This is a genomic window from Kitasatospora sp. NPDC007106 (assembly GCF_040634455.1).
Classification (GTDB): domain Bacteria; phylum Actinomycetota; class Actinomycetes; order Streptomycetales; family Streptomycetaceae; genus Kitasatospora; species Kitasatospora arboriphila.
The window spans coordinates 1-8,036 of the sequence record NZ_JBEYFP010000251.1 but is presented as its reverse complement, the minus strand read 5'-3'; the positions used below and the strand labels follow the sequence as shown (position 1 = coordinate 8,036).

Sequence of the window (8,036 nt, the reverse complement as noted above, 5' to 3'; positions counted from 1 at the left end):
GCGGCCAGGGACCGGTCGAGCGCCCGCCGGGCCGTGTCGGCGGCCTCCCGCTGCGGGCCGACCCTGGCCCGGAACGACTCCTCGCCGCCGAGCAGGCCCGCGGTCAGGCCGCGCTCGCGCTGGAGCTGATGGACGAACTCCTCGGTGGCGACCACCAGGGCCACCCGGTCGCCGGTCCGGCCGGCGTCGGCGAACCGCCCGGCCTGTGCGGCCGTGCCGATCGCGCCGAGGAGCACCAGGGCGCCGGTCGGAAGGGCGAGGAGCAGGGCGAGCCGGTGGCGGATGCTGCTGAGCGTACGCACGTGGGGAGTCCCCCTCGGCAGTGGCCCGGCGGGGTGGGCGCACGGGGAACGGAGGCGCGGTACCGGGTACCGGCCGCTGGCCCGACGAGCCTAGGGGCCTTCTGTTGCAAGGGAGTTGCCGCGACCTCAGCGTCGCCCGCAACGCGCTGCGGGTGGCCGGCAACCTCGCCGACCGCCCGCCGAAACACGCCCGCCCGCCGAAACACGCCCGCCGGACGGGCCCGGCCGCTCACACGCTCAGCGGTTCACGTGCTCAGCAGCTCACACGCTCAGCCGGCGCAGCGCCTCCGCGTGCAGCAGACCGTTGGTGGCCACCGCGTCGGCGCCGTTCGGGCCGTCCACCCCGTCCAGGCCGGTGAACCGGCCGCCCGCCTCCTGCACCACGATGCACGGCGCGGCCATGTCCCACAGGCTCAGCTCCGGCTCCGCCGCGATGTCCGCCGACCCCTCGGCGACCATCATGTACGACCAGAAGTCGCCGTACGCCCGGGTGCGCCAGCAGGCCCGGGTGAGGTCCAGGAACGGGTCGAGGCGGCCGCGCTCCTCCCAGCCGGACAGCGAGGAGTACGAGAAGGAGGCGTCCTCGACCCGGGACACCTCGGAGACGTGGATCCGGGTCGCCTTGGCGAGGCTGCGCCCGGCGTACGCGCCGAGGTCGCGCGCCGCCCACCAGCGGCGGTTCAGCGCGGGCGCCGAGACGATGCCCACCACCGGCTGGAGCTCCCCGTCGATGCCCTCCTCCAGCAGGGCCACCAGGGTCGCCCACACCGGCACGCCGCGGACGTAGTTCTTGGTGCCGTCGATCGGGTCGATCACCCAGCGGCGCGGGCCCGATCCCTGCAGCCCGTACTCCTCGCCCATCACGGCGTCGCGCGGACGGGCCCGCTGCAGCACGCTGCGGACCAGCTCCTCCGCCGCCTTGTCGGCGTCGCTGACCGGGGTGAGGTCCGGCTTGGTCTCGACCTTGAGGTCCAGCGCCTTGAAGCGCTCCAGGGTGACCGAGTCGGCCGAGTCGGCGAGGACGTGGGCGAGTCGGAGGTCGTCGTGGTAATCGGCCATGCCCGAACCCTAGCGACCCGGGGCCCTCCGGGTCAGCGCGGCTCGCACAGCGGACCGAACCGGCGTGCGGATCAGTGTCCGGAGCCGCTCAGCTGGAGCCCCACGACGCCGGCGATCACCAGGGTGATCGACACCAGTTTCAGCACGCTGCTGGACTCCTCCAGGAAGACCATCCCGTACACCGCGGTGCCGGCCGCGCCGATCCCCGTCCAGACCGCGTACGCCGAACCGACCGGCAGCGACTTGAGGGAGAGCGTCAGCAGGCCGAAGCTGCCCAGCGCGAACGCGCAGAAGCTGATGGTGGGCCAGAGCCGGGTGAAGCCGTGGCTCAGTTTGAGGTTGATCGCGAAGCCGGTCTCCAGCAGACCGGCGAGGATCACCATGGCCCATGCCATCGGGCTGACTCCCTTGCCCCTCGGAGCATCCATGCGAGCGTGTCCCACGCTCCTAGGATCACCGGCCGGGAGCCGTCCGACACCTCGGACGGCCCGGAGTCCCCGCAGTGGCGGTCAGTCGCCCTCGCGGGTCTCGCGGCTCGCGAGCAGCCGGCGCAGCGAGTACAGCCGGGCGGGCTCGGCGTGCCCGTCCGCCACCCAGGCGTCCAGCGCGCAGTCCTGCTCGTCGTGGCTGCAGGCCCGCGGGCAGTCCACCGTGCCCGGTTCGAGGTCCGGGAAGGCGAGGATGACCCGGGACGGGTCGATGTGCGACAGGCCGAACGAGCGGAAGCCCGGGGTGTCGATCACCCAGCCCGGATCCAGCGCCTTCCTCGAACCCGGCTTCGCCCCGGGCGGCGGCGGCAGCCGCAGCGCCAGCGCCGACACGGTGGTGTGCCGGCCGCGGCCGGTCACCGCGTTGACGTGGCCCGTCGTCCGCTGCCGCTCCGGCACCAGCGCGTTGACCAGCGTGGTCTTGCCGACGCCGGAGTGCCCGATGAACACCGTCGACCGCCCGCGCAGGTGCTCGCGCACCGCCTCCGCGCCGGCCGTCTCCAGCTCGTCCCGCCGGGTCACCACGTAGGAGATGCCCAGCGGCGCGTACGACTCCAGCAGCGGCTCGGCCGGCGCCAGGTCGGACTTGGTGAGCACCAGCAGCGGCTCCATCCCGGCGTCGTACGCCGCCACCAGGCAGCGGTCGATCAGCCGCGGCCGCGGCTCCGGGTCGGCCAGTGCGGTGACGATGGCCAGCTGCTCGGCGTTGGCGACCACGATCCGCTCGTACGGGTCGTCGTCGTCCGCGGTGCGCCGCAGCACCGAGGTGCGCTCGGCGACCCGGACGATCCGGGCCAGCGTGTCCGGCTCCCCGGACAGGTCGCCGACCAGGCCCACCGTGTCGCCGACCACGACGCCCTTGCGGCCCAGCTCGCGGGCCTTCATGGCGACGACCTCGCGCTCCTTCTTCGTGCCCTGGTCGACCAGGCAGGTCAGCCGCCCGCGGTCGACGGTGAGGATCATCGCCTCGGCGGCGTCCTCGTGCTTGGGCCGGATCCGGGTGCGGGGCCGGGAGCCCCGGCGGGCCGGGCGGTTGCGGATGTCGTCCTCGTCGGCGTCCTTGCCGTAGCGGCGCATGCTGCTCTGCCCCCGTCAGCCCTGGCCGAGGAGGTCGGCCCACATCTGCGGGAAGTCCGGCAGGGTCTTGGCGGTGGTCGCCACGTTCTCCACCTGCACGCCCTCCACGGCGAGGCCGATCACCGCGGCGGCGGTCGCCAGCCGGTGGTCCTCGTAGGTGTGGAAGACGCCGCCGTGCAGCGGACGCGGCCGGATCCGCAGGCCGTCCTCGGTCTCCGAGACGTCGCCGCCCAGGTCGTTGATCTCCTTGGCGAGCGCGGCCAGCCGGTCGGTCTCGTGCATCCGCAGGTGGGCGATGCCGTACAGGTGGGACTCGGAGTCCGCGAGCGCGGCCACCGCGGCGATCACCGGGGTCAGCTCGCCCACGTCGTGCAGGTCGGCCTCGATGCCGTGGACCTTGCCGGTGCCGGTGAACTCCAGGCCCTCGTCGGTGAACCGGCAGGCGCCGCCCATCTGCGTGTAGATGTCGCGCAGCTGGTCGCCCGGCTGGTACGTGTGCTTCGGCCAGTCGCGGACGGTCACCCGGCCGCCGGTGACCAGCGCCGCGGCGAAGAACGGCGCCGCGTTCGAGAGGTCCGGCTCGACCACCAGGTCGCGGCCGATCAGCGCGCCGGGGGTGACCCGCCAGACGTCCTTCTCACCGCCGTCCTCGGGCGCGTCCACCTGGCCGCCGGCCTTGCGGATCATGTCGACCGTCATCCGGATGTGCGGCAGCGAGGGGACCGTCCCGCCGGTGTTCCGGATCTCGACGCCGTTGTTGTAGCGGGCGCCGGACAGCAGCAGGGCGGAGACGAACTGCGAGGACGAGGACGCGTCCACGTCGACCGCGCCGCCGTCCACCGCGCCGGTGCCGTGCACCGTCAGCGGGAAGCCGCCGCGGCCGCCGTCGTCGATCCGCACGCCGAGGGCGCGCAGCGCGTCGATCACGCCGTGCTGGGGGCGCTCGTAGCAGCGCGGGTCGCCGTCGAAGTGGACGGGGCCGTCGGCGAGCGCGGCGAGCGGGGGCAGGAAGCGCATGACCGTGCCGGCGTTGCCGACGTCCACCCGGGCCGGGCCGAGCAGCCGCGGCGCGGGGATGACCCGCCAGGCCTCGCCGCCGCCGGTGCCGCCGCTGGCCTCGTTGACCGTCTCCTCGACCGTCACGCCGAGCGCCCGCAGGCCGTCCGCCATCAGCTGGGAGTCGCGGCTGCGCAGCGGCCGGCGGACCCAGCCGGGGCCGTCGGCGAGCGCGGCCAGCACCAGCGCGCGGTTGGTCGCCGACTTGGAGCCGGGGATGGTGACGGTCGCGTCCACGGCTGCGGTGGCGACGGGGGCGGGCCACAGGGCATCGGTCATGCGCCAAGTCTAGGGGGCCGCCCGGCGACGGCCCGGTGCCCGATCGCATGGCGGACGGTGGGTCTGCGGTGATTCCGTGCCCACGGTGTGCCCACCCGCCGTCGGCGGCGCGCCGGTGCCCGGGCTCAGTGCTTCCAGTGCAGCAGCCAGCTCGCCCCGCCCAGCAGGCAGGAGAGCGACACCACCAGGAACAGCGCCACCCACAGCACCGCGCTCACCCCGGTGAGCCGGGACAGCTGGTCCGCGTCCGAGTCCGGGGCCCCGCCGGAGCGCCGTTTGGCCTGCAGCTCGACCACCGGCCGCACCCCCGCCAGCAGCAGGAACCACACGCCGAGGTAGGCGAACGCGGCCTGCACCTGGCTGCCGCCGTACCAGGACACCACCAGGAAGAGCGCGCCGGTGAGCACCACCGCCAGCAGGCCGAAGGCGTTGCGGATCATCACCAGCATCCCGGCCAGCAGCAGGATGGAGATCCACAGCAGGGCGGTGATCCGGCCGTCGGCGAGCAGTGCGGCGCCGCCCAGGCCCAGCAGCGAGGGCGCCACGTAGCCGGCCGCCGCGGTGAGGATCATCCCGGGGCCGGTCGGGCGGCCGGAGGAGATGGTCAGGCCCGAGGTGTCGGAGTGCAGCCGGATCCCGGAGAGCCGCCGGCGGGTCATCAGGGCCGCCACGCCGTGGCCGCCCTCGTGGGCGATGGTCACCACGGTGCGGGTGACCCGCCAGACCGGCGCCGGCAGGATCGCCAGCAGGGCGAGCGCGGCGGTGGTGAGCACCAGCCAGCCCGGCGGTTCGGGCTGGACGCCCGCCACCCGCTGCCAGACGTCCGCGATCTCCATGCTCGTCCTGCCTCCCGTGGTGCTGCCGGTCCGGCAGCCTCCCATGCCAGGACGCCGCGGCGGTAGCGGTCGGTTCGCTCCGGTTCGTCCCCGGCCGGTCCCGGGCCCCTCCCCGGGCGCCTCCCGGGAGCGGCCGTCCGGCTGCCGGAACCGCCCCCGGGCCGTCCGGCCGGCATGGCAGGCTTGGCCCCCATGTGCGGTCGTTTCGCCTCCAGCAGCAGGCCCGAGGACATCGTCGAGGTGTTCGGCGTCGAGCAGTGGGACCCGGCCGAGACGATCGCGCCCAACTGGAACGTGGCCCCGACCTCACCGGTCTACGCGGTGCTGGACCGGCCGCCCAAGGGGCAGCACCGGCCGGTGCGGCAGCTGCGGGTGCTGCGCTGGGGCCTGATCCCGTCCTGGGCGAGGTCGCCGGAGACCGCGGTGAAGATGATCAACGCCCGGGCCGACACCGTGCACGAGAAGCCGGCCTACCGCCAGCCCTTCGCCTCCCGCCGCTGCCTGCTCCCGGTCGACGGCTACTACGAGTGGCAGACCGCACCGGCCGGCCCCGACCGGCCGCCGCGCCAGCCGTACTTCGTCTCCCGGGCGGACGGCAGCCCGCTCGCGCTCGCCGGCCTGTACGAGTTCTGGCGGGACCGCACCCTCCCCGCGGACCACCCGCAGGCCTGGCGGGTCACCTGCACCGTGGTCACCACCGAGGCCGAGCCGATGCTCGCCCCGATCCACGAGCGGATGCCGCTCTTCCTCGACCCCGGCTCCTTCGACGCCTGGCTCGACCCGGGCCTGGACGACCCGGAGGCGCTGCGGGCCCTGCTGGTGCCGCCGCCGCCCGGTGCGCTCACCGTGCACCCGGTGGGCGCCGCGGTCGGCAGCATCCGCAACAACGGCCCCGAACTCGTCCGGGAGCTGACCGAGGACGACCGCACGACGCTCTTCTGACGCGCGGGCCCGGTCCGACGGCGCCGGTCCGGGGGCGGCTGCCCGGCGCGGGCCGCCCCACGGCCTAGGCTCGGCCCCATGCAGAAGCTGGTGCCGACGCCGGTCGGCGATGCCCGGGTGACGACGTTCGCGGCCGAGCGGCCCCGGGTGCTGCTGGCGCTCGGGCACGGGGCCGGCGGCGGCGTGGAGGCGCGTGACCTGCAGGCGCTGGCCGCCGCGCTGCCGGCCCGGGGCGTGTCGGTGGCACTGGTCGAGCAGCCGTGGCGGGTGGCCGGCAAGAAGCTGGGCCCGGCGCCGAAGACCCTCGACGAGGCGTGGCTGCCGGTCGTGGCCGGGCTCGCCGCCGAGGGACCGCCCCTGGTGGTGGGCGGCCGCAGCGCCGGCGCCCGGGTGGCCTGCCGGACGGGCCTCGCCTCGGGGGCGGCCGCGGTGCTGGCGCTGGCGTTCCCGCTGCACCCGCCGGGCAAGCCGGAGAAGAGCCGGGCCGAGGAGCTGCTGAACAGCGGCCTGCCCACCCTGGTGGTGCAGGGCGGCGCGGACACCTTCGGCACCCCGGAGGAGTTCCCCGTGCTGCCGGAGGGCCACCGGCTGGTCGAGGTGCCGTACGGCAGCCACGGGTTCGTGGTGCCCAAGCGGGCGCCGGTCGGTCAGGAGGAGACCCTGGAGGCGCTGGTCGCGGCGGTCGGGGACTGGCTGGGATCGGTTCCGTCGATCGGGTGAGGGGCGGCGGGAATGCGCGGCGGCGCCGCGCGGTTGTGAGGACCGTCAGCAAGTCCCGGGTGAAAGGCAGCGTCCATGGGTTCGATCGCGTGCCCCGAGCGGCCGGAGGAGCGCGCGGCGCAAGGCGCCTTCGTGCCCGACTGGTCGGAATGGATTGTCGCGGGCGAGAAGCCGGTGGGCCGGATATCCTCCATTTCGGGTCGGCCCGCGGTGGGTGGGCCCCGAAGCTCCGAGGAGGTGGGTCCGGTCGTCGGGACCGAGGACGAGGCCGTGCCGGGCGAGGGACTGCCGGAGGGCGGGACGCTCACCGGTGACGAGCTTGCCGAGGCGATCGGTGAGGACACCTTCCGGGTGTCCGCGGACGAGAGCGAGGACGCGCGCCGCGAGCGCTTCGAGCGCGACGCGCTGGCCTTCCTCGACCCGATGTACTCGGCCGCCCTGCGGATGACCCGCAATCCCGCGGACGCGGAGGACCTGCTGCAGGAGGCGTTCGCGAAGGCGTACGCGTCGTTCCACCAGTTCCGCGAGGGCACCAACCTCAAGGCGTGGCTGTACCGCATCCTCACCAACACCTTCATCAACTCGTACCGCAAGAAGCAGCGCGAGCCCCAGCGCACCGCGGCCGAGGAGATCGAGGACTGGCAGCTCGCCCGGGCCGAGTCGCACATGTCGACCGGCCTGCGGTCGGCGGAGGCCCAGGCGCTGGACCACCTGCCGGACAGCGACGTCAAGGACGCCCTGCAGGCGATCCCGGAGGAATTCCGGATCGCCGTGTATCTGGCGGACGTCGAGGGCTTTGCCTACAAGGAGATCGCGGACATCATGGGTACACCCATCGGTACGGTGATGTCCCGGCTGCACCGTGGCCGCCGCCAGTTGCGCGGCATGCTGGAGGACTACGCCCGTGAGCGCGGACTCGTCCCGGCGGGCAGCGGTGCAGGGCAGGAAGCGAAGGGCGCGGGCTCATGAGCTGCGGCGATCCGCACGACACCGAGTGCGGCGAGGTGCTCGACCACCTCTACGAATTCCTCGACAACGAGATGGCCGAGGGCGACTGCGTCAAGCTGCGCGTGCACTTCGAGGAGTGCTCGCCCTGCCTGGAGAAGTACGGGCTTGAACAGGCCATCAAGGCGCTGATCAAGCGCTCCTGCGGCTGTGACGACACCCCGGCGGACCTGCGCACCAAGGTGCTCGCCCGGATCGACTCTCGCCGGCGCCGAGTACGCGGCGAAGCAGCACGGCTACAGCATCGTCGGGCAGAAGATCAAGGCCACCGA

10 protein-coding genes are annotated in these 8,036 nt (G+C 74.2%); 4 read left to right on the top strand and 6 right to left on the bottom strand.

Annotation, left to right across the window (positions count from 1 at the left end):
- The 6 genes from ABZ641_RS19755 to ABZ641_RS19730 all read right to left on the bottom strand — a co-directional run.
- On the bottom strand, positions 1 to 302 hold a 302-nt coding region (locus tag ABZ641_RS19755), incomplete at its 3' end, for a nitrate- and nitrite sensing domain-containing protein (protein WP_359983408.1).
- A 261-nt stretch (positions 303 to 563) separates the two neighbouring features.
- Complete coding sequence (gene hisN, locus ABZ641_RS19750) at positions 564 to 1,361, bottom strand: histidinol-phosphatase (RefSeq protein ID WP_344625558.1); 798 nt, start codon at positions 1,359 to 1,361, stop codon at positions 564 to 566.
- Between the two features lie 71 nt (positions 1,362 to 1,432).
- Positions 1,433 to 1,756 (bottom strand): multidrug efflux SMR transporter, encoded by a 324-nt coding sequence (locus ABZ641_RS19745; protein WP_263103730.1) that lies wholly within the window; start codon positions 1,754 to 1,756, stop codon positions 1,433 to 1,435.
- A 114-nt stretch (positions 1,757 to 1,870) separates the two neighbouring features.
- A complete protein-coding gene (rsgA, locus tag ABZ641_RS19740) occupies positions 1,871 to 2,926 on the bottom strand; it encodes a ribosome small subunit-dependent GTPase A (protein WP_359983405.1) in 1,056 nt (351 codons plus the stop codon).
- 15 nt (positions 2,927 to 2,941) lie between these two features.
- On the bottom strand, positions 2,942 to 4,261 hold the full coding sequence (gene aroA, locus ABZ641_RS19735; protein WP_359983402.1) for a 3-phosphoshikimate 1-carboxyvinyltransferase: 1,320 nt from the start codon (positions 4,259 to 4,261) through the stop codon (positions 2,942 to 2,944).
- A 125-nt stretch (positions 4,262 to 4,386) separates the two neighbouring features.
- Positions 4,387 to 5,097, bottom strand: a complete 711-nt coding sequence (locus ABZ641_RS19730; protein ID WP_344625555.1) for a M50 family metallopeptidase — start codon at positions 5,095 to 5,097, stop codon at positions 4,387 to 4,389.
- A 192-nt stretch (positions 5,098 to 5,289) separates the two neighbouring features.
- On the opposite strand from ABZ641_RS19730, the gene ABZ641_RS19725 reads away from it, so the two are divergent.
- From ABZ641_RS19725 to rsrA, 4 genes are all read left to right on the top strand, one after another.
- Positions 5,290 to 6,039 carry an SOS response-associated peptidase gene (locus ABZ641_RS19725; RefSeq protein WP_344625554.1) on the top strand — a complete coding sequence of 250 codons (750 nt, stop codon included), beginning with the start codon at positions 5,290 to 5,292 and terminating at the stop codon, positions 6,037 to 6,039.
- Positions 6,040 to 6,117: 78 nt separating this feature from the next.
- Positions 6,118 to 6,759 (top strand): alpha/beta family hydrolase, encoded by a 642-nt coding sequence (locus ABZ641_RS19720; protein ID WP_344625553.1) that lies wholly within the window; start codon positions 6,118 to 6,120, stop codon positions 6,757 to 6,759.
- A gap of 237 nt (positions 6,760 to 6,996) precedes the next feature.
- On the top strand, positions 6,997 to 7,728 hold the full coding sequence (locus tag ABZ641_RS19715; RefSeq protein ID WP_317634021.1) for a sigma-70 family RNA polymerase sigma factor: 732 nt from the start codon (positions 6,997 to 6,999) through the stop codon (positions 7,726 to 7,728).
- On the top strand, positions 7,725 to 8,036 hold a 312-nt coding region (gene rsrA / locus ABZ641_RS19710), incomplete at its 3' end, for a mycothiol system anti-sigma-R factor (protein WP_359983397.1). The genes ABZ641_RS19715 and rsrA, both read left to right, overlap by 4 nt.